Here is a 20,185-nt window from a genome sequence, read left to right on the forward strand (position 1 = left end):
CACACTTCAGCAGGAACGGACAGTCCACACTCATGGACATGGTGCTTGATCTTGTGGCCCGCCTTGGCCGCGCTACACTCTCCCTTATTCGCGCGGCGGGGGCTTTGGCCCTGTTTGCTGCTTCTGGGCTTTCGCACATTGTGCGCCCTCCGTTTTATGGGCGCGTGTTTTTGTCCACCTTTTTAGAAACAGGCTTTTTCTCCTTGCCTGTGGTGGCGCTTACGGCGCTGTTTTCTGGCGGGGTTATTGCGCTGCAATCCTATACCGGGTTTGCGCAATACCATGCCCAAAGCGCCATTGCCGGTATTGTGGTGCTGGCCGTTACGCGTGAGCTGGGGCCGGTGCTGGCCGGGCTTATGGTGGCTGGCCGCGTGGGGGCTGCCATGGCCGCCCAAATTGGCACCATGCGCGTAACAGACCAGATAGATGCGCTCACCACCCTTTCCACCAACCCCATGAAGTATCTGGTGGCCCCGCGCCTGCTGGCCGGGCTGATTGCCCTGCCCCTGCTGGTGCTGGTGGCAGACATACTGGGTGTGGCAGGCGGCTTTACCGTAGCTGTGGTGAAGCTGGGCTTTTCTGCCCCCGCTTACATTACGGCCACGCTAAACTCCCTCAAGGCCATTGATGTAACCGTAGGGTTGGTAAAGGCTGCGCTGTTTGGGTTCCTTATTGCGCTGATGGGCTGCTACTACGGCTATAACAGCAAGGGCGGGGCAGAAGGTGTGGGCTCTGCCACAACAGCTGCCGTGGTGGCCGCATCCATCATGCTGCTGGCCTTTGATTACCTGCTGACAGACCTGTTCTTTTCACAATGAGCCAGACCATGACAGGCACCACGCCTAAAATCCGTATTCGGGACCTGCACAAATCCTTCGGCGCCAAAAAGGTGCTGGATGGTGTTTCCATGGATGTTGCACAGGGCACATCCTTTGTTGTTATCGGCGGGTCTGGCTCGGGCAAATCCGTGCTGCTGCGCTGTATTCTGGGGCTGATTACGCCAGATTCCGGCATTATTGAAATTGATGGCGAAAACGTTCTGGAAGCCCCGGAAAAACGGCGTGAAAAACTGCGCAGTGAAATTGGCATGCTGTTCCAGAACGCCGCACTGTTTGACAGTTTGACCGTATGGGAAAACGTCACCTTCGGGCTGCTGGCGCTGCATAAAATCACCCGCAAGAATGCCCGCAACCATGCAGGCACCATTCTGGCACAGGTGGGGCTTGATCCTTCTGTGGGGGATTTATACCCCTCCGAACTTTCTGGCGGCATGCAAAAGCGCGTGGGCTTGGCCCGCGCCATTGCCGCCCAGCCGGATATTCTGTTTTTTGATGAACCCACCACCGGGCTGGACCCCATTATGGGTGCGGTGATTGATGGGCTGATTGTAGATTGCGTGAAAAAGCTGGGTTCCACCGCCATTGCCATTACGCATGATATGGCATCTGCCCAACGCATTGGGGATGAAGCCGCCATGCTCTATAAAGGCAAGCTGATCTGGCAGGGGGCGGCATCTTCCCTCATGAACAGTGGCAACCCGTATGTAGATCAGTTCACCCACGGGCGGCGTGAAGGCCCCATCAGCATGGAATTGCGGCGTTAATCACACTTGGCTGCAATCTCCACTTGCCCGCGATGCCCTGCAATGAGATAGAAAAAGCAGACAAAACGGGTAAGGGATATTCGGTAAGATGAAACGCGCGGTTCTGCTGCTGGCCTGCACCTTGGGACTATCCGCCTGTGGCATGTTTAGCTCCAAAGAACCGAAGCATCTGACCACAGCCGCCCAGTGGGAAAAATACGGATATCATGATCACCTCAAAACAGGTGATGACGACTAACCTCACCACGTTTCCCATACGTTAATTTTTACCCCTGCCACCGTTGATGGCAGGGCTTTTGCCTGTTTGAAAAGTGCACAGCATTGTGCGGCCTGCACCAAACAGAAACTTACGTACATTCCCCCAACATTACCACGCCGCTTGCTTAATGGTGGCGCAACCCCCTCTTACGCCGCTACGTTACGGACATAAGGGTTATTTTTCCAGACACCTGAAACACAAGGTTTTCTGATGCGTTTGAAGCGGTTCTGTTCTCTTTTTCTAGCGTGTTTTGTGCTTACGCAGGGTGCCCTGCCTTTTGCCGCCCGCTCCCCCCTTTGGGCAGCAGATACAGACAATACCTCCGTTACGGCCCCTGCCCCAACAACCCTTATTACCAATACTTCCGATATTGTCAGTAACAGCACGCTGGAAAGTATTGGCTCAGAAATAAGTGCCATTTACCAAAGCAGCCAGCAGGAAAGAACCAACGGCCAAAGCACAACCGAGCTTGCCGCCCTGCTGCGCCGCGCCAATGCTGTGGCCACACAAACAGATACCCTGCAAGCCCGGCTAAAACCCTATCAGGGCGTTTATCAGAACTTTCTGGATATTCTGGGCAAGCCACCCGGCAAGGATGAGCCAGCAGAATCCGCCTCCATTACCGAACAGCGCACCCTTCTGCTTAAAAAACAGCAGGACATCAATTCCCGCATGACGCGGCTGAAGCTGTACCAGGTAGAAGCCCAACAGCTTGTAAATGAACTGCGCCAGCATGGCACCGCCATACAGCAGGCTACCTTGTGGCAGCGTTTTCCCTCCCCACTGGGGGTTAACTTCTGGTCTCAGTTTACCAGCAATTTCCATACGGACACCACACGCCTTAGCACTTTGGGGGGCGAAGCCCTTGGGGTGCTGGGGGTCGCTTTTTCTGGCAAGCGCATCTTTATTTCGTTGGGTGGCATCGCACTTTCTGCGTTGCTTTTGGTGGGGTGGTTTTTCTCACACGGTATTATTCGCCGTCTGGTGGCGCGTGTTTTACCTGCGGGGCGTATCCGCCCCATTATTGCAACCCTTTTGTGTGGTGTGCTCAGCCTGCTGGCATGGGGTTTTGCCTTCCAGATTTTCTGGAGTGTTCTGGCCTTTGACAACGCCGCGCTGGATGAGGATTTAACCACCCTTGGCAGCATGATGGGCGCGCAGTTTCCGCTTTGCGGGCTTGTGATTGAGCTGGGGTTTTGCCTGCTTTCACGCCATCCAGAATGGCGCATTTTTCCGATGTCGGACACCATTGCGCGAAATTTGCGGCTGTTTCCGCTCTGGTTGGCCGCAGCACTTATTGTGCGTGGGTTCCTGCGTTATATTGATACGCAAAGCGGCATTTCCATGCTGTCTGTCCAGCTTATGGATGGGCTATATGTGCTGGCCGTAAGCCCGCTGCTGTTTGCCATCCCGCGGGAGTTGCGTATTTCCGACCAAACAGACAACACCCCCAGCCAACCCTCGCGCACGCAGTTTTTAATCAGTCTGGCTATGGGCATTTCCATTGTCTGCTGGCTGGCTGTTTTTTCAGGCTACATTCCGCTGGCTTATACCATCATCTCATGGCTGAGCATGATGGCCATTAGCATGACAGGCCTTTTGCTACTTTCCCTTTTGGTAACGGTTACGGCCAACACGTTGTTTCCGGCCAGTGCGCCCTTGGGGCGGCATCTGGTTGAACTGGGCTTGCCCCCGCGGCTTGTAAACCAGATGTGCGTTGTGGTGCCCGGCATTGTAAATGTGCTGCTGCTGGCTGTGGCTTATGCCGTTGCCACCAGTGGCGGAGGGTTTGACCCGCAGCAGATCTGGCACCAGCTTTACTGGCTGTTTCATGGCCAGGCCAGCACCGATGGCTCCCATATCTCTCTGGATGCCATTTTGCTGTGTGCCGTATTGCCGGTGGCGGGGTATTACGCCATCAGCATTTTAAAATCATGGTTCCAGCAAAGGTTTTTCCCCACCACGCGGCTGGATATTGGGGCGCAGGCCTCTATCCTGAGCATTCTGAGCTATGCCGCATGGATTCTGGTTGGGCTGAGCATGCTGGCGGTGCTGGGTGTAACCGTTAAAAGCATGACATGGGTTGTTAGCGCGCTTTCTGTGGGCATTGGCTTTGGCCTGCAATCCATTGTGCAAAACTTTGTTTCCGGCATTATCCTTATGGCCGAACGTCCGGTTTCCATTGGAGATGTTGTCACCATTGCGGGTGTAACCGGCACGGTGGAACGCATTAGCGTGCGCTCTACCGATATCCGGCTGGATGACAAATCCACCATGATTGTCCCTAACTCGCAGTTCATTACCTCGGCTGTTAAAAACGCCACACGGGCGCAAAAGCCCGGTGTGTTCACCATAGAACTCAATCTGCCTTTTGCATCTGATCTGGATAAAGCCATGGATGTGATGGCCCGCACCCTTGCCACCTGTAAGGATGTAGATGAAAGCGTGCAGCCCACCGTCAGCATGTCTTCCGTATCTGATGGCTCTGCCTTGCTGATTGGATCAGCCAAGGCCATGTCTGGCACAGATATAAAGGTTGTGCGCAGCGCTGCACTTTTTGAAATCTGGAAGGCTTTTCAGGAAAACAAGATCCCGGTGACCGTGCGGCAAAACCTGATAACCGTTTAACCAGCACGCCCTGTTCCTGCGGGCTATCTGTATGGCCCGCAGGAATACAAACGCCCTTGGTTTTCAGGAAAAACGCTGGCGTAATTTATCTATATGCTCACGCCCGCGCCCTGTATTGGCAACAAAGGCCTGTTGCAGAAGATGCCATGCTCTTTCCAGTTCGCGCTCATCCACATAGGCAAAACCTTCTGGCCGTGTGCGTAAAACGCGCTCCAGATCTTTCAGGCGCACAACCTGATGATGCACAAATGGGCTGGTATAGGCCCGCCCGGCAAACACCACGAGAGACTGCACATTTTCCAGCCCGGTAAGGTATTTTACGGCACAGACATGCCGATAGTTCTGATGTACAGGGTCCATAAACAGCCGGTACCCTACACCGGTAGAGTTTGGAAAACTCTGTTTCCACACCCCCGGTGTAGAGGAGCCGGAAATAAAACCATCGTAATTTTTGGTTTCAATAACCACAATGCCCCACGGGGCTTTTACAAGATGGTCTATTTCTGTCAGCCCTCTGTCATCTTCCAGCAAAACATTATGCAGGGCCGGCCAGCCCATGTGCTGGAGAATTGCGCTAACCTTTTCTTCCCCTTCCCGCCCTTTTTCATGGGCATCAAAATACGGTTTTTCAAAAACCGGTTCTGCCGGGGCTTCATCTTTAGGGGTTGGAGGCGGCGGTAAGTGCTTTTCTGGTTTTTCAATAAACCCAAAAACCAGAAACCCGGCCAGAGCAAGAAGCCCCACAACCAAAGCAATTTTTACAAGCAGGAACAAGAACGCAAAAACAGTTGAAATATTCAGCAAGACAAGAAGGCACACTGCCATTGCAATAATGGCACCAAGTTTATCCATTAAAAAATCTGCCCAATCTTATTTATTCTTTTGGCGCGCAGCTTACAGGCTGTTCTTGCACGTGCATGCAGTGGCACATACGTGCGCCATACAGCAAGCGGTATAATTTTTCAAATTTACGTGGATATCAGAAGGCTTTTACCAAAAAAGGCCCCAACATGTGGGGCCTTTTAACTGGTTTAGTGTTCCTGATGAATGGTATCCAAATCTGCAAAGCGTGTGTATTCGCCTTCGAAAAACAGATTGATAGTACCCGTGGGGCCATGACGCTGCTTTTCCAGAATAAGCTCGGCCTTGTTATGCACCAGGCTCATCTTGCGCTGCCATTCATCCATTGCCACAGAGTATTTCTCCATGGATTCAAAAGCTGTTTCCTTGGGCATACGCTGTTGCAGGTAGTATTCATCACGGTACACAAACATCACCGCATCGGCGTCCTGCTCAATAGAGCCGGATTCACGCAAATCCGACAGCATGGGCCGCTTGTCTTCACGGCTTTCGACCTGACGGGAAAGCTGGGAAAGTGCAATAACCGGCACTTCCAGTTCCTTGGCAATGGCCTTGAGACCCTGCGTGATCATGGAAATTTCCAACACGCGGCTTTCTGGGCGCGTGCCAACAGAGGGCCGCATAAGCTGGAGGTAATCCACCACCACAAGGCACAGGCCCTGCGTACGCTTTAACCGGCGGCAGCGTGTGCGCATGGCGGAAAGAGAGATAGCTGGCGTATCATCAATCACCAATGGCAAGCGGGCCAGTTCGTGGCTGACACGCACAAAGCGGTCAAACTCCTTCTGCCCGATATCACCACGGCGGATGCGCTCACCCGAAACCTCGGCCTGTTCAGACAGAATACGAGTGGCCAACTGCTCTGCCGACATTTCGAGCGAGAAAATAGCCACTGCCCCTTTGGGCTTTTCTCCCGTTTCCTCAGCCTCATCCATAATGGCGCGGGCAGCGGAAAAGGCCATTTTGGTGGCCAGCGCCGTTTTACCCATGGCAGGACGCCCCGCCAGAATCAGCAAGTCAGACGGGTGCAGCCCACCTGTTTTTTTATCCAGATCACGCAGGCCAGATGTCAGGCCCGTAACGTGCCCTTCGTTCTGAAAGGCTTGGGCTGCAACAGAAATAGCGCCGCTTAGTGCCTTGTTGAAGGAAACAAAATCCCCTTCATTGCCTTTTTCCGTGGCCAGTTTGAACAGGGCTTCTTCCCCTGCCTCAATCTGGTCCTGCCCGGAAAGGCCAATGGTGGTGCCAAACGCGTTGTTCACCACGTTTTCACCAATATCAATCAGCTGGCGGCGGATCCACGCATCATGAATGGTGCGGCCGTAATCTCCGGCGTTGATAATCCCGACCATGGAGGACAGCAGCTTGGCCATATAGGCCATGCCGCCAACGCTGGCCAAAATGCCGGAATGTTCCAGCTCGGCCCGCATGGTTACGGGGTCTGCCAGTTGCCCGTTTTCAATACGCCGGGCAATGGCATCATAAATCTGGCCATTCACGCGGTTGGCAAAATGCTCACCAGCCAGAAAGTCCGAAACACGGTCATAGGCGCGGTTGTTGGTCAGCAACGCGCCAAGCAGCGCCTGCTCGGCCTCCACATTGGCCGGGGGCTGCCGAAGGGTAAGGGCCAGAAGGCTTTCGTCCTTCTGGTTGGGGGTATCTGTTGTTGTCATGTTCACAACACCGCTTGTATCAGATTCGCGCTGCCACGTCCTGCTTACAGGCACATTTCCGCACAGCGTTTTTTATGCAGATGGCACGCAGGCCCGCGCAGCCTGATCCAGCGCATCATACGCCGTTACGATATGATAAAGCGAGCTAGTTGGTATTTGTGAAGCAGCAGGCGTGCCCTGTGCATCCAGTTGGTCCACCCATGTGCCGGTGGGGCAACCTGTAAAATACCGATCCAGCAGATTACTGGCCATACGCGTGGCCCAACCGGCTTTATCCTGCGGATCATGGCACAATGCGCCACGCAAAGCCTCGCCCTGCACCCATAGGCGGAATGTTGGCTTAAGTATTTGCCCATTCCGTGCAACGGCATCACGCACCAATGCGGTTTGGGCATCTACGCCATACTGATATGCAAAATGGTAAAGGCGCGCGGCCTGTGCTGCGGTATCCACCCCGCTTTGGCGCGCATAAGCCTGCAACAGCCACACCCATTCAAAATGATGCCCCGGCTCACACCACTGGCCTTCTGGCCCTACGGCGGGTTGCCAGTCTGGCCCAAAATATTCGCCCAGCGTGCCAGTACGTTCATCCATAAAGTGTTGGCTGAACAGCGCATATAATGCGTGAGCCTGCACCAGATCTGCGGCATCCCCCGTTGTTTCATGCAGGGCAAGCACAGCTTCCAGCAAGTGCATATGGGGGTTTTGCTGCCGCCACGCATCATTGGCGGGCCGCATGTTCATAAAGCCGCCATTGGGCAGGGCCATTGCCTGCCCCAGCCACGCAAGCGTTTGCCGCGCCAGTTCTACCGCCTGACCTGTGCTGTCCACACGGCCATACCATGCCAGAGCAAACAGCACGAAAGCGATATCGTACAAATCTGCACTGTCATCCAGCACAGCGCCATCACGCGCCAGCAGCTTAACCCAGCCGCCATCTGGCCTATGGGCGTTGAGCAGAAACCTGAAAATACTTTGCGCCCGTTGCGTTGCGGGCTGCCAGCCTTTTAAGGCCGCCCATGAAAACACAAAAAGCTGCCGCGCCTGCACCCTTACGCGCTTGAACGGTGGCTGTGCTGGTATGCCCTGTAGCGTCAGACACTCCTGCGCCCCCAATGCCGCCGGGTTTGAGGCTGTGCCATCGCACCCCGTACTGGCCCAGAAAGGCAAGGCATCCTCAAACAGCCAACGCGCAAAACGGTTGCGCACTGCCACAAGCGGCAGGTTTTCTGCGCCCGGCAGATCATGCACCGTCATGTATTGCGAATCCGCCCGATTGTGGATGTGGTGGAATGCCCCTGCTGCAAATTGGCCAGCACCAGCCGGCCCCCTGCGGCCTGCACAATATCCGCCCCCACAACCTGTTCGGGCCGGTAATCTGCCCCTTTTACCAGCACATCTGGCATCAGGGCACGGATAAGCTCCAGCGGCGTATCTTCATCAAACGCCACCACCGCATCCACATAGCGGATGGCGGCCATAACAGCGGCGCGGGATTCCAGTGAATTCACAGGCCGTGTGTCACCTTTCAGGCGGCGCACGCTGGCATCTGTGTTCAGCGCCACCACCAACCTGTCACACGCGCTCCGGGCTTCTGCCAGCAAGCTGATATGGCCGGGGTGGATGATATCAAAGCACCCGTTGGTAAAACCCACACGCAAGCCACGAGCCTGCCAGCGGGCCACCTGCGCACAAGCGGCCCCCAAAGGCAGTAAGTGCGGCACTTCATCCGGGCCAGATTGTTCTTCCAGCTCGTGCAGAACTTCCTGAATATCCGCCGTGGCCGTGCCCAGCTTGCCCACCACCACGCCAGCCGCCGCATTGGCCACACGCATGCCCTGTTCGAACGACATCCCCGCCCCAACAGCCAGCGCCATAGTGGCAATAACGGTATCTCCCGCGCCGGAAACATCAAACACTTCCCGCGCACGGGCAGGCACAGCCAGCACCTCGCCCCCACGCCGCACCAGCATCATGCCTTTTTCCGACCGGGTGGCCAGAATGGCCTGTGCATCGGCCTGAGCCATCACCTTGCTGGCAGCGGCTTCCACATGGGCTGCGGTATCCACCGGCATGCCGGAAGCGGCTGCCAGTTCCTTGGCGTTGGGGGTTATGCAGGTCGCCCCTTTGTAGCGCGCGTAATCGGTAGATTTGGGGTCTACAAAAACAGGCACGCCAGCTTGCCGCGCCACGCGGAACAAATGCGCCAGCACAGCCGGAGTGCACACGCCTTTACCGTAATCAGACACCACCACAGCCTGACAGGCCCCAATATGCGCATCAATCTGGCGGCACAGGGCTTCCTGCTCAGGCTCTGCAATAGGGGCGTGGCTTTCTTCATCCACCCGCACCACTTGCTGATGCGCGGCAATAAAGCGTGTTTTGCAAATTGTAGGCCGGGCAGCGCTTTGCACCGTAGCATCTACCAGCCGGTTTTTTTCTGCCAATGTGGTGCGCAGGCTGGCCCCGGCCTCATCCTGACCACTCAGCCCCACCAGAACGGCACGCCCCCCGAGCGAGATAACGTTGCTGGCCACATTACCGGCCCCTCCGGGCATTTCACGCCGGGAATCGAGCAACAACACAGGCACGGGTGCTTCGGGCGAGATCCGATCCATACTGCCGTATAAAAACCGGTCCAGCATCACATCGCCCAGGCACAGCACGGTAATGGCAGAAAAATCCATGCCGTTCAGGCTCCAAAGCTGGCAACAAAATCCAACAGCCCCGTGCGCCGGCGGGTTTGCAGGCGTGCCGCCACCAGCACGGCGCGGGCTTCTGTAATGGCGCGGTCCAGATCCGTATTGATAATCACGTGGTCAAACTCCCGCCAATGCGAGATTTCATCCCGCGCGGCGGCCATGCGGCGGGCAATTTCATCGGGGTGGTCTGATGCACGGCCACGCAGGCGGCGTTCCAGTTCCTCTAATGATGGCGGCAGCACAAACAGGCTCACCACATCATCGGGCAGTGCGCGGCGGATTTGCTGGTGGCCCTGCCAGTCTATGTCAAACACCATATCGTGCCCGGCAGCCAATGCGGCTTCCACCGGGGCGCGGGGCGTGCCGTAACCACGGCCAAACACGGTGGCCCATTCCAGCAACTCGCCATTTGCGGCCATGCGCTCAAAATCTTCCATGGTGCGGAAGTGGTAATGCACGCCTTCCTTTTCCCCCGGCCTTGGCTGGCGGGTGGTCACGGAAACCGAGTGCTTGAGCGCTGGCTCGGAAGCACGCAGTGCATTGGCAATGGTAGACTTACCCGCCCCGGATGGCGCAGAAATAACCAGGCACACACCGCGCCGCCGTTCTGCTCCGTTATGCTTACCCTGTGCGTTGTGCGCCATGCTGCCTTCCCTGCGTGTTCTATCTATCCGTCTTGCGCCTTCATGCCAGAAGCCGCCATGCTATGCCATAACCACCATAAGCAAAGGCCGATCTGTAATATGAAGCATGATACCGTTCTGATTACTGGCGCATCCTCGGGCCTTGGGCAAACATTGGCCCAGACGCTGGCCCGGCCTGGGCGCACCCTGTATTTGGGCGGGCGCAACGTGCAACGGCTGGAAGAAACGGCCAAAGCCTGCATTAGCCGGGGTGCAGCGGTGCATTTGCACCTTGGTGATGTGGCAGACCGTGCCGCAATGGAGGCCTGGATACGCAGCACAAACGGGCTAGATCTGGTTTTGGCCTGCGCAGGCATAACGGGCGGCACCCGCAAGCCGCAAACGCCCGATGGTGCACCATATGAACCTGCGGCGCAGATTTATCGTATTTTTGAAACAGACATGATGGGTGTGCTCAACACCGTGCTGCCTGCGCTGGATGTTATGCAACATCAACCCCGTGGGACAGATGGCATGCGTGGGCGTATTTGCGCCATTTCTTCCGTTGCGGGCGTGGTGTCTTACCCCGGCACACCCTCTTATTCCGCAGCCAAGGCGGCGGTGGACAGATTTATGGTGGCCACCGGGGGAGATGCCAAAAAGGCTGGTATTTTATTAAGCTCCGTTGTGTGTGGGTTTTTGGATACCCCTATGGTGGCCAAAAACGCCTTCCCCATGCCGGGGCTAACTGATGTTCACAGCGCCTGCCGCCGCATTTTGCGTGGGCTAAGCCGGAACGAGCGGCGCATTACCTTTCCGCTATGGTTAGTAGCGGGCTCCCGCTTTATGGACCTGCTGCCCATCCGGCTGGCAGAGTTCTATTACAACAATCAGCCCTCTGGGGCCGCTGGGTCCATGCCCGAACCTGATCTTTCATGATACTGTAGCGCCAGCCTTCTCCACTCCCGCCCCCACGCCGCAGGAACACGCCATCCATGATACAATCACCCCCTTCAGCCCCCCAGACCGGTGGCCTGATGGAGGATCTTTCCGCCGCATCTGTAAGAGAACCCGTTCCGGCAGCGCTTAAAACCATGCCAACAGACCGGGTGTTCTGGAGCCATTTTTCCCCCAACCTTGGCCCAGGCGGTTGGGTAACTGGGGCATTGCTTACAGGCATGGGGCTGGATTTTCGCACAGGGGTGGCTGCCATTATTATTGGCAACATTATAGGCGCGCTGCCCGTAGCCCTTGCCGCCGCCATTGGCCCCAAAACCGGGCTGACACAAATGGAGGCCTCTCGCCGCGCATTGGGGCAAAAAGGCCTGCGCCCTCCGGCGTTTCTTAACTGGATTTATTGCGTGGGGTGGGATGCCGTAAATAACGTGCCCGCCGCCACGGCCCTTATGGCGCTGCTGCTTTTGGCCGGGCTTTCCATGCCCTTCTGGCTGGCTTTGGGCATACTGGCCAGTATTCAGATGGTGGCCTCCATTTACGGGCACCACGTGGTGCAGGCCTTGCAGAAATATCTGGGCACCGTGCTGCTGGTGGTGTTCACGCTTATTGGCATTGTGTTTGCGCTAAAAGGGCAGGCCCCGCTGGCCGCGCATCATGCTGTCAGCTTGTCAACCTTTTTGCTGGCAACGGGTGTGCTGGTCAGCTTCAATCTGTCCTGGGCCTCGTATTCCTCAGATTACACGCGGTATCTGCCTGCCAATACCAGCCCCAAAAAGGTGGTGCTGCTGGCTTTGGCCGGACTTTTGGGTTCGGCCATTCCGTTCCAGATTCTGGGGCTTATTTCTGCCGGATCTGTGGCGGAGGCCTCACCCACGGCGGTTATTGCCTCGCTCCAGCAGGCTATGGGCCCACTTGGTGCCGTAGCCCTTGGGGCCATTGCGCTTTCATCCATTACCGGCAATTCGTTTAACGATAACACCGCCAGCTACAGCCTTATTTCTGCCGGGCTGCATGTACCCCGCATTGCTGCGGCCATTCTTACAGCCAGCCTTGGCTATGTGTTGGCTGTGGCCGGTGCGGGCCGCTACACCACGCTTTATACAGACTACCTGCTGGTAACCATGTACTGGATTGCCCCGTGGATCGGCATTGTGCTGGCAGACTGGTATTTTGGAGACCGCACAGTGCACCCCATTCCACCGGGCTGGACACGCGGCGCCACTATTTTTGCCGTAACATCCGTGCTGACTATTGCGCTGTTTTCAACCAGCAGCCTGTATACCGGCCCCGTAGCCCGTTGGCTGGGCGGGGCCGATATTGGGTATTACGTGGGCTTTTTTGCTGCGGCTTTCTGGTACGCGCTGGGCATGCCCCGGCGCACCAGTTCGTAAAGCCCCACTGCGGCGGCAACGGATACGTTCAGGCTTTCCATTTCTCCGGGCATGTAAAGTCCGGCAATTTCATCACAGCTTTCACGCGTTAAGCGGCGCAGGCCCTTGCCTTCTGCCCCCAGCACAAGGGCTACGCGGCGGCCATCAAAACTGGCGCCATCCAGCGTGGTGCCGCCTGCATCCAGCCCCACTGTCCAGCATCCGCTTTTCTGCAACTGCTCAATAGCGCGGGAAAGATTGACCTCACGCACCATGGGCACGGTTTCCAGCGCGCCAGATGCCGCCTTGGCCAGTACGGCTGTTTCTTCTGGCGCGTTGCGGTCCTGCACCACAAGGCAAGCTGCACCAAACGCCGCGGCTGAACGCAGAATAGCCCCGATGTTCCGTGGGTCTGTCACCTGATCCAGCACCAGCACCGGGCCGGGGCGTTCCAGCGCTTCATCCAGCGGCATAGGGGGCAGAACACGCGCCAGAAGGGCTACACCCTGATGCACCGCATCCGGCCCCAGCAAATCATCCAGCCGCTGGCGTTGCACCAGTTCCGGCGCCACGCGCACACCCCGGCCTGAGCGTGTGGCCTCTTCCAGCGCGGGATGATTTTCTTCGGTTACCAGCAGGCGTTCATACACACGGCGCGGATTGTTAAGTGCTGCCGCCACTGCGTGCGTGCCAAACAGCCAGCATGTGCCCGCCGGAGCCGAAGGCGCGCCTTCCCGCCCACCAGCAGAAGAAACACGAGGGCGCCGCGCAGGACGGCCATGACGAGGTTGACGCATAAACACACAGTTCCGGGTTATTAAGGGTGTAACAGATGAGGCCCTTCTAGCGCATTCCGCCTGCCTGCGCCTATCCCGCATATAAATGTGCGCCGCCGCCATAACAGCGCCATACACAACGCGCAGGAATGGACATTCCATCACGCCGGCTGTATCGGTCTGGAACACAACAGCATACAGCAACAGAACATGCAGGAGCGGGTTATGACCTCTGCCCCATCCGAAGGTGCCATTACACTGCACCGGAACGATCTTCCAGACAACGTGACCTTTAGTGGGTCCGTGGCCGTGGATACGGAAACAATGGGCCTGAACCCGCACCGGGACAGACTATGCCTTGTGCAGCTTTCTGCCGGTGATGGCACGGCACATCTGGTACAGATCATCCCTACCTCCCTTGGTGGCAAAGGGTATGATTGCCCCAACCTCAAGCGTGTGCTGGCCGATCCTTCCATTACCAAGATCATGCATTTTGCACGGTTTGACGTGGCTATTCTGCAGCACGCGCTGGGTATTACCGTAAGCCCGGTGGTGTGCACCAAAATTGCCGCCCGCCTTGTGCGCACCTTTACAGACCGCCACGGCCTTGCCGCCCTGTGCCGCGACATGCTGGGTGTGGAACTGAGCAAACAGCAGCAGACATCAGACTGGGGTGCGCTGGAACTCAAGCCCGAACAGTTGGCTTATGCGGCATCTGATGTGCTGTATCTGCACGCATTGTGGGATAAAATGTCCGCCCTGCTGGAGCGTGAAGGCCGGCGTGAACTGGCACAGGCATGCTATGACTTCCTGCCCGCCCGCGCCCGGCTTGATCTGCTTGGGTATGAAGACCCGGATATTTTCTCTCACCGCGCGTAAGCTCGCGCCTTCGCATTATCTTTTTCTGATCAACCGGATCGGCTCGGCATGAACATGTCCACCCATATCAGCTCGCAGGCTTCCTCTTTTCCCGGCGTAGAGGCGGCTGACGTTGTGCGCACAGAACGTGCAGGGCTGGATGCGCTGGCAGAGGCGCTGGAAAACCCCGTAGGGTTGGGCGGTGCCTTTGCCGAGGCAGTCGAAATTATTCTGGCGCTGCCGGGCCGTGTGGTTGTAACCGGCATTGGCAAATCCGGCCATATTGCCCGCAAGGTGCAGGCCACGCTGGCCAGCACCGGCACGCCCGCCGTATTTGTGCACCCGGCAGAGGCATCCCACGGTGATCTGGGGATGGTGCAGAAAGGTGATGCCGTTCTGGCTTTTTCCAATTCCGGGGAAACCACGGAACTGGGAGACATTGCCGCCCATGCCCGCCGCACGGGCCTGCCGCTTTTGGCTGTAACAAGCCGTGCCCATTCCACCTTGGCTTCTGCGGCCACAGTGGCGCTTACGCTGCCATCTTTGCCGGAATCCTGCCCCATGGGGCTAGCCCCCACCACCAGCACCCTCACCCAGCTTGCGTTTGGTGATGCCTTGGCCGTGGCCCTGCTGCGCCAGCGCGGTTTTACCGCCACAGATTTTGGCACCTACCACCCCGGCGGCCGCCTTGGCGCGCGCCTGCGCACCGTGCGGGAGCTGATGCGCACAGATAACGCCATGCCACTGGCCACCCCCAATACCCCCATGCGGGACGTTATTGTGGAAATGACGCACAAGGCGCTAGGATGCGTGGCCATTCTGGGCGAGAATGGTACCTTGGCGGGGCTGATCACGGATGGTGACCTGCGCCGCGCGCTTGATCACGACCTGACGACCACGCTGGCGAAAGATGTCATGAACGATTCACCGCTCACCATAGGGCCGGGTATTTTTGCTTCTGAAGCCCTGCGGCTGATGAACGAGCGCAAAAGGCCCATTACATCCCTGTTTGTGTTGGATGATGAGCGCAAACCCTTAGGCGTTGTACATGTGCATGACCTGATCCGAGCCGGGGTTGGATGACCAGCCCGGAAGACAAACGCCCGCAACGGGCCGATTTTGCCCGCTCGGAAGAAACCATCCGCCGCCAGCGTGAACGGCTTGCGCCCTCCGCCCAGTTGCGCAAACTGCCGGATGCCGCCAAGCTGGCACGCCGCCGCACCATGCTGCGCTGGGCCAAATGGGTGCTGCCTGCCACGGCCCTGCTGCTGCTGGCCACCATTGCCGTATGGCCAGAAGTAGACCGGCTGCTAAGCGCCAACCAGACCACCATTAAGGAACTGGCCAAGGTTAAGATTGAAAGCGGCAACCTGATAGGCGCCACGTATCGCGGGGTGGATGAACACAACCGCCCGTTCATGATTACAGCAGACAGCGCGCATCAGGTAAATGACAACCGGATGGATCTGATACACCCCAAGGCCGATTTGCTGACACAGGGCGGAAGCTGGCTTTTGGTTGAATCGGAAAAAGGCGTTTACATGCAGCACGCACAGATTCTCGACCTGACCGGAGAAGTCACCCTGTACCGCGATGATGGCCTGATGATGCACAGCCCCGTAGCCGATATTGATGTCAAACGGGGCATTATTGCCTCCGATTCATGGGTGCGGGCAGAAGGGCCTTTTGGCTCGCTTGATGCCAAGGGCTATCTGCTGGCCCAGCATGAGGGCATTGCCCAGTTCCGCGGCCCCGGCCAGTTGATTCTGAATGATGACCGCCACAGTGATTCAGCCCCCAAAGGCAAGGCTTCCTGATATGCGCCGCCTTTTTTCCCGCTCCCGCCCTACTTTGCGTGTTGCCTCTGCCGTTATGGCGGCGCTGCCATGTGCCATGCTGGCCCTTTCTGGCACAGCACTGGCGCAAGCCATTGATATGTCCCACGGGGGGCAGATTACCGTTACCGCCGCCGGTGGGTTTGACTGGGACCAGAACCAGAAAAAAGTTACCGCCTACGATCAGGCAAAAGCCATCCGTGGGGATGTTACGGTTACGGCAGATAAGCTGATTGCCTATTACCGCAAAAAAGCCCCCGCACCCGGCGCGCCAGATGGTACAAAACCGGCAAGCGTGCAGGCCCCGGCCGCCAACGGCACCACACCGGCCACACCTCCGGCCAGCACGGATCAGCCGCCTCCAGCCCCCGCCCCCAATGGCAGCGCAGATGCAGGCGGCCAGAAGGCCGCCGGAGGGGATGATCAGGATTCCGGCGCCAATGAAATCTTCCGGCTTGAAGCCATAGGCCACGTGCATATCTTCACCCAGACCGATCAGGCTTGGGGTGATAAAGCGGTGTACGACATGGATCAGGCCGTGCTTGTCATGACCGGCAAGGCCATGAAGCTGACCACCCCGCAAGATGTGCTGACAGCGCGGGATTCGATGGAATATTACTCGCAGCAGCGTATTTCCATCGGGCGTGGCAACGCCACCGTCACCACCAATGATCAGCGCCAGATCCGGGCAGATGTGCTGGTGGGCTACAGCGCCCCGCCGGATCAGAACGCCCAGCCACAGCAGCAGGCCAATAATAACAGCAGCAGTTCAGACCCGCTCAGCAGTGGTTCGGGCAAGCTGGAAAAGGTAAATGCCTTTGGCCATGTGTGGGTGCACACGCAAACAGAAATCGTCACGGGGGAACGCGGGGTGTACGTGCCTGATACCGGCATTGCCCGCATTGTTGGCAATGTCCATATCACCCGTGGGCCAAACCAGATTCAGGGCGCTGCCGCCATTATTAACATGCACACAGGCATAGCCACCATGACAGAACGCCCCGGCAGCCGGGTAAGCGGGTTGGTTGTGCCCAATAACGGCGATACGTCGGACAGGAAATAAGCATGAATCAGGAAGTCACCTGGACGTCGGAAGAAACGGTTCGTGAAGAAGTGGTGGGCCTAGGCCCGGAACCGACTGATATTCATGCCCCGCATCGCCCCGGCCACGGCCTGTACGCACGCGGCATTGGCAAAAGCTATAAAAAGCGCGAGGTGGTGAAAAACGTTTCCATCGAGGTGCACCGGGGGGAAGCCGTTGGCCTGTTGGGGCCAAACGGTGCGGGTAAAACCACCAGCTTTTATATGATTGTGGGCCTTGTGCAGCCCGATACCGGCTCCATTACGCTGGATGGTGCGGATATTACGCAGTTGCCCATGTATAGGCGCGCACGGCTTGGCATTGGTTACCTGCCGCAGGAAGCCAGCATTTTCCGTGGCCTGAATGTGGAGCAGAACATTCTGGCCGCTTTGGAAGTGGTGGAACCAGACCCCGACCAACGGCAGGTGATGCTGGATGGGCTGCTGAGCGAGTTTGGCATCAGCCATTTGCGCCGCTCCCCCTCCCTTGCCCTTTCAGGGGGTGAACGCCGCCGTCTGGAAATTGCCCGCGCACTGGCCAGCCAGCCCCATTATATTCTGCTGGATGAACCTCTGGCCGGGATTGACCCCATTGCCGTGGGGGAAATTCGTGATCTGGTGTCTCACCTTAAAGATCGCGGCATCGGCGTGCTGATTACAGACCATAACGTGCGTGAAACGCTGGAAGTGATTGACCGCGCCTATATCATGCACAGCGGTCAGGTGCTGATGCAGGGCGTGCCAGAAGAAATTGTGGCCCATGAAGATGTGCGCCGCGTGTATCTGGGTGAAAGCTTCTCGCTCTAGGCTTCTGCCAGCAGGTTGGATGGCCCGCAGTCCAATACGGTTACTGGTGCGCCTACCTCTATTGTGCCGGGCTGCTCCACTCTAGCGTTTTGCGCAAACATCACCCCTTTGGGCGTGCGGTGGAAGGCTGCCAACGTGGCCAGAGGCTCCTTGGGGTTGGGTACTTCTGCTGTGGTCTGATCAATGGTTGTCACCACACAGCGCGAACACGGGGCCAGAATACGCAAAACAGCCGCGCCAACACGTATGCGCAGCCAGCTATCCTCGGCCCACGGTGTAGCGCCCTGCACCACAATATTGGGCCGAAACCGCGCCATAGGCACAGCCTGCCCCACTGGCAAACACGCGTTCAAATCCGCCAAAGATGCCGTAGTGGCCACCAGCAGCGGGTATCCATCTGCAAAGGAAACTGGAACATCTGCCTGATCCAAATGGCGCAGGCGCGCTTGCTGGGGTGTATCCATCCACACCAGCCTGCATGGCTGTGCCAAGACCTCGGTTAACCAATTAGCCGCATCTTCTCCCGCATCCCGCGCCTGCACTATGTCTTTCCATACAGTCACAGAGCGCATGGGCGCGTTGGTATCAGGAAACCGTACGGAACACGGGGGCATATTGGCCTTGCCCAGTTCCAGCCCTTCTTGCGTGGGCACAGCATTTATTAGCGCCATATCCCGGCAGGTTCTTTGGGTTATAAATCGGCCCTGTGGGTCTGTAATCATCCACCGCCGGTCTGCCTCCAGCCCCCACGGCCATAATCTGGCTTGGGTGGGAGAAAGCCCTCGCAACCCCTTAACGGGGTAAACATGCACGCTGGCAACGCTTAGGCCTGTCATGCGGCATACTCCCGACAGATGAAGACTAATTTCTAACGGCGATGCCCCGCATGGCGCAGCACCAGTTTTGGTGGCGGGAACGAAACTGGCGCAGGCTGCACAAGCACAGGCTCAACAGGTGGCGGCGCAGGCGGAAGCACCATGGGCACCTTGATAAACCGGATAGCAACACGTGCTGCCGGGTTAGGCCGTGGAGCTATTTTTTCATGCGCCAGATGCCAGACAAATGCGCCATACAGCAGGCCAAGCCCAGCCATACAGCCCAGCTTAACACGCACCATCTGCCCACGTGGCATTTTAGGCATTTCAACCGGCGGAGCAGAGCGCAGCAGCATGGAAAATATACTCTCCTGTCAGAAAAACATCGTTTCGGCAGACAGGCTGCCCCGTACCATTCTGGCTTTAATGTTTATTGTTAGGCACGCCTGTTTGCCCACTGCAAGCCTGCTGAGCGCTTTTTACACAGCCATGCAACCGGGAGGCCCAGCCCTGCATTATATTTGAAACAAAGGCATGGACACCAACCGCCACCCATGCCCAAATATGAAGGAAGCGTTACAGACACTTCGCGTAACGTAACAAGGCTAGCCAGTTGAACCTGAAAAAACCCGGTTCTGGTATGGCACCGGTGTTTATTCAGATCTGGAGATTCTGCCACTTAGCAGCAAGGAACGACGTTCTATGCATATTCAGGTTTCAGGTAAACAAATTGATCTGTCCGATGCTCTCAAGCACCGGGTCAATTCCCACCTTGGCAACCTAGCGGAACGATATTTTGACAAAGCCCTGCAAGCACAGGTGACATTTAGCAAGGCGCGTTCGTTCTTTACCTGCGATATCAATGTGCGCACAGGCAGCGGCCTTGTGTTGCGCGGTGAAGGCGAAGCCGCAGATGCCAATGGCGCATTTGATGATGCCGCCGAACATATTGCCAAACGCCTGCGCCGGTATAACCGCCGCGTTACATCCCATGCGCGTGGTGCGCAGCGGCAGGCAGCCGCCCAAAGTGGCCGCACCTATGTGCTGCAACCGCTTAATGAAGACCCGCTACCCTCTGAAAACAGTGCGGAAAAACCCGTGCTGGCCACCCAGCCAGAGGGCACGGATACAGAAACCTTTGCCGCCATTATTGCCGAACAGCCCACGGATATTCCCGTACTCAGCGTGGGTGAGGCCGTGATGCGGCTTGATCTGGCAGGCATTTCCTTCCTGCTGTTCCGCAACGCAGCCAATGAGCAGGTCAGCCTGGTTTACCGGCGCAATGATGGCAATATCGGGTGGATTGATACCAACCCACGCTAAGCCAATAGCGTGATA

Annotated in this window: 20 protein-coding genes; 12 read left to right on the top strand and 8 right to left on the bottom strand. The window is 57.2% G+C overall.

What is annotated here, in order from left to right:
• The first annotated feature begins 32 nt into the window (after positions 1-32).
• The 4 genes from QQM41_RS02455 to QQM41_RS02470 all read left to right on the top strand — a co-directional run bounded on the left by QQM41_RS02455 (position 33) and on the right by QQM41_RS02470 (position 4,490).
• Positions 33-818, top strand: a complete 786-nt coding sequence (locus tag QQM41_RS02455; protein WP_003629138.1) for an ABC transporter permease — start codon at positions 33-35, stop codon at positions 816-818.
• Positions 815-1,603, top strand: a complete 789-nt coding sequence (locus QQM41_RS02460; RefSeq protein WP_080986758.1) for an ABC transporter ATP-binding protein — start codon at positions 815-817, stop codon at positions 1,601-1,603. The genes QQM41_RS02455 and QQM41_RS02460 overlap by 4 nt, the downstream gene beginning before the upstream one ends.
• 88 nt (positions 1,604-1,691) lie before the next feature.
• Positions 1,692-1,841, top strand: coding sequence for a hypothetical protein (locus QQM41_RS02465; RefSeq protein ID WP_167506844.1), 150 nt, complete (start codon positions 1,692-1,694; stop codon positions 1,839-1,841).
• 231 nt (positions 1,842-2,072) lie between these two features.
• Positions 2,073-4,490: a mechanosensitive ion channel domain-containing protein gene (locus QQM41_RS02470; protein WP_339077611.1), complete on the top strand. Its 2,418-nt coding sequence runs from the start codon at positions 2,073-2,075 to the stop codon at positions 4,488-4,490.
• A 63-nt stretch (positions 4,491-4,553) separates the two neighbouring features.
• Here the strand turns inward: QQM41_RS02470 and QQM41_RS02475 are convergent, their stop codons facing one another.
• The 5 genes from QQM41_RS02475 to gmk form a co-directional block, all read right to left on the bottom strand.
• Complete coding sequence (locus tag QQM41_RS02475; protein WP_339077612.1) at positions 4,554-5,342, bottom strand: NERD domain-containing protein; 789 nt, start codon at positions 5,340-5,342, stop codon at positions 4,554-4,556.
• A gap of 179 nt (positions 5,343-5,521) precedes the next feature.
• Complete coding sequence (locus QQM41_RS02480; RefSeq protein WP_128105030.1) at positions 5,522-7,024, bottom strand: replicative DNA helicase; 1,503 nt, start codon at positions 7,022-7,024, stop codon at positions 5,522-5,524.
• Positions 7,025-7,096: 72 nt separating this feature from the next.
• Positions 7,097-8,281 (bottom strand): AGE family epimerase/isomerase, encoded by a 1,185-nt coding sequence (locus tag QQM41_RS02485; protein ID WP_339077613.1) that lies wholly within the window; start codon positions 8,279-8,281, stop codon positions 7,097-7,099.
• Positions 8,278-9,711 carry a bifunctional D-glycero-beta-D-manno-heptose-7-phosphate kinase/D-glycero-beta-D-manno-heptose 1-phosphate adenylyltransferase HldE gene (gene hldE, locus QQM41_RS02490; protein WP_128105028.1) on the bottom strand — a complete coding sequence of 478 codons (1,434 nt, stop codon included), beginning with the start codon at positions 9,709-9,711 and terminating at the stop codon, positions 8,278-8,280. Before hldE ends, QQM41_RS02485 begins: the two co-directional genes overlap by 4 nt.
• Before the next feature lie 5 nt (positions 9,712-9,716).
• Positions 9,717-10,370, bottom strand: coding sequence for a guanylate kinase (gene gmk, locus QQM41_RS02495; protein WP_050819413.1), 654 nt, complete (start codon positions 10,368-10,370; stop codon positions 9,717-9,719).
• A gap of 99 nt (positions 10,371-10,469) precedes the next feature.
• On the opposite strand from gmk, the gene QQM41_RS02500 reads away from it, so the two are divergent.
• Positions 10,470-11,288, top strand: coding sequence for an SDR family NAD(P)-dependent oxidoreductase (locus QQM41_RS02500; protein ID WP_339077614.1), 819 nt, complete (start codon positions 10,470-10,472; stop codon positions 11,286-11,288).
• Between the two features lie 56 nt (positions 11,289-11,344).
• The gene (locus QQM41_RS02505; protein ID WP_339077616.1) at positions 11,345-12,697 is read left to right on the top strand and encodes a cytosine permease; all 1,353 of its coding nucleotides are present in this window, start codon (positions 11,345-11,347) and stop codon (positions 12,695-12,697) included.
• Here QQM41_RS02505 and rlmB read toward each other — a convergent pair.
• Complete coding sequence (rlmB, locus tag QQM41_RS02510; RefSeq protein ID WP_042788716.1) at positions 12,631-13,473, bottom strand: 23S rRNA (guanosine(2251)-2'-O)-methyltransferase RlmB; 843 nt, start codon at positions 13,471-13,473, stop codon at positions 12,631-12,633. The two genes, QQM41_RS02505 and rlmB, sit on opposite strands and share 67 nt — an antisense overlap.
• A 204-nt stretch (positions 13,474-13,677) precedes the next feature.
• Here rlmB and QQM41_RS02515 point away from each other — a divergent pair, with 204 nt between their 5' ends.
• From QQM41_RS02515 to lptB, 5 genes are read left to right on the top strand one after another with little or no spacing between them, the layout of a single operon-like run.
• On the top strand, positions 13,678-14,331 hold the full coding sequence (locus tag QQM41_RS02515) for a ribonuclease D (RefSeq protein ID WP_050819411.1): 654 nt from the start codon (positions 13,678-13,680) through the stop codon (positions 14,329-14,331).
• Positions 14,332-14,379: 48 nt separating this feature from the next.
• Positions 14,380-15,393: an SIS domain-containing protein gene (locus QQM41_RS02520; protein WP_050819410.1), complete on the top strand. Its 1,014-nt coding sequence runs from the start codon at positions 14,380-14,382 to the stop codon at positions 15,391-15,393.
• Positions 15,390-16,127 (top strand): LPS export ABC transporter periplasmic protein LptC, encoded by a 738-nt coding sequence (lptC, locus tag QQM41_RS02525; protein WP_050819409.1) that lies wholly within the window; start codon positions 15,390-15,392, stop codon positions 16,125-16,127. Before QQM41_RS02520 ends, lptC begins: the two co-directional genes overlap by 4 nt.
• A gap of 1 nt (position 16,128) precedes the next feature.
• On the top strand, positions 16,129-17,208 hold the full coding sequence (locus QQM41_RS02530) for an LptA/OstA family protein (RefSeq protein ID WP_339077617.1): 1,080 nt from the start codon (positions 16,129-16,131) through the stop codon (positions 17,206-17,208).
• Between the two features lie 2 nt (positions 17,209-17,210).
• Positions 17,211-18,032: an LPS export ABC transporter ATP-binding protein gene (lptB, locus tag QQM41_RS02535; RefSeq protein ID WP_128105020.1), complete on the top strand. Its 822-nt coding sequence runs from the start codon at positions 17,211-17,213 to the stop codon at positions 18,030-18,032.
• Here lptB and QQM41_RS02540 read toward each other — a convergent pair.
• Together QQM41_RS02540 and QQM41_RS02545 are read right to left on the bottom strand one after the other, a co-directional pair.
• Complete coding sequence (locus tag QQM41_RS02540; RefSeq protein WP_339077618.1) at positions 18,029-18,868, bottom strand: MOSC N-terminal beta barrel domain-containing protein; 840 nt, start codon at positions 18,866-18,868, stop codon at positions 18,029-18,031. The genes lptB and QQM41_RS02540 overlap by 4 nt on opposite strands.
• 32 nt (positions 18,869-18,900) lie before the next feature.
• On the bottom strand, positions 18,901-19,203 hold the full coding sequence (locus QQM41_RS02545) for a hypothetical protein (RefSeq protein WP_050819407.1): 303 nt from the start codon (positions 19,201-19,203) through the stop codon (positions 18,901-18,903).
• A gap of 346 nt (positions 19,204-19,549) precedes the next feature.
• Here QQM41_RS02545 and hpf point away from each other — a divergent pair, with 346 nt between their 5' ends.
• Positions 19,550-20,170 carry a ribosome hibernation-promoting factor, HPF/YfiA family gene (gene hpf, locus QQM41_RS02550; protein ID WP_003622606.1) on the top strand — a complete coding sequence of 207 codons (621 nt, stop codon included), beginning with the start codon at positions 19,550-19,552 and terminating at the stop codon, positions 20,168-20,170.
• Positions 20,171-20,185: the final 15 nt, after the last annotated feature.

The sequence above is a fragment of the Acetobacter sp. AC2005 genome, from assembly GCF_037901235.1.
Lineage (GTDB): Bacteria > Pseudomonadota > Alphaproteobacteria > Acetobacterales > Acetobacteraceae > Acetobacter > Acetobacter oryzoeni.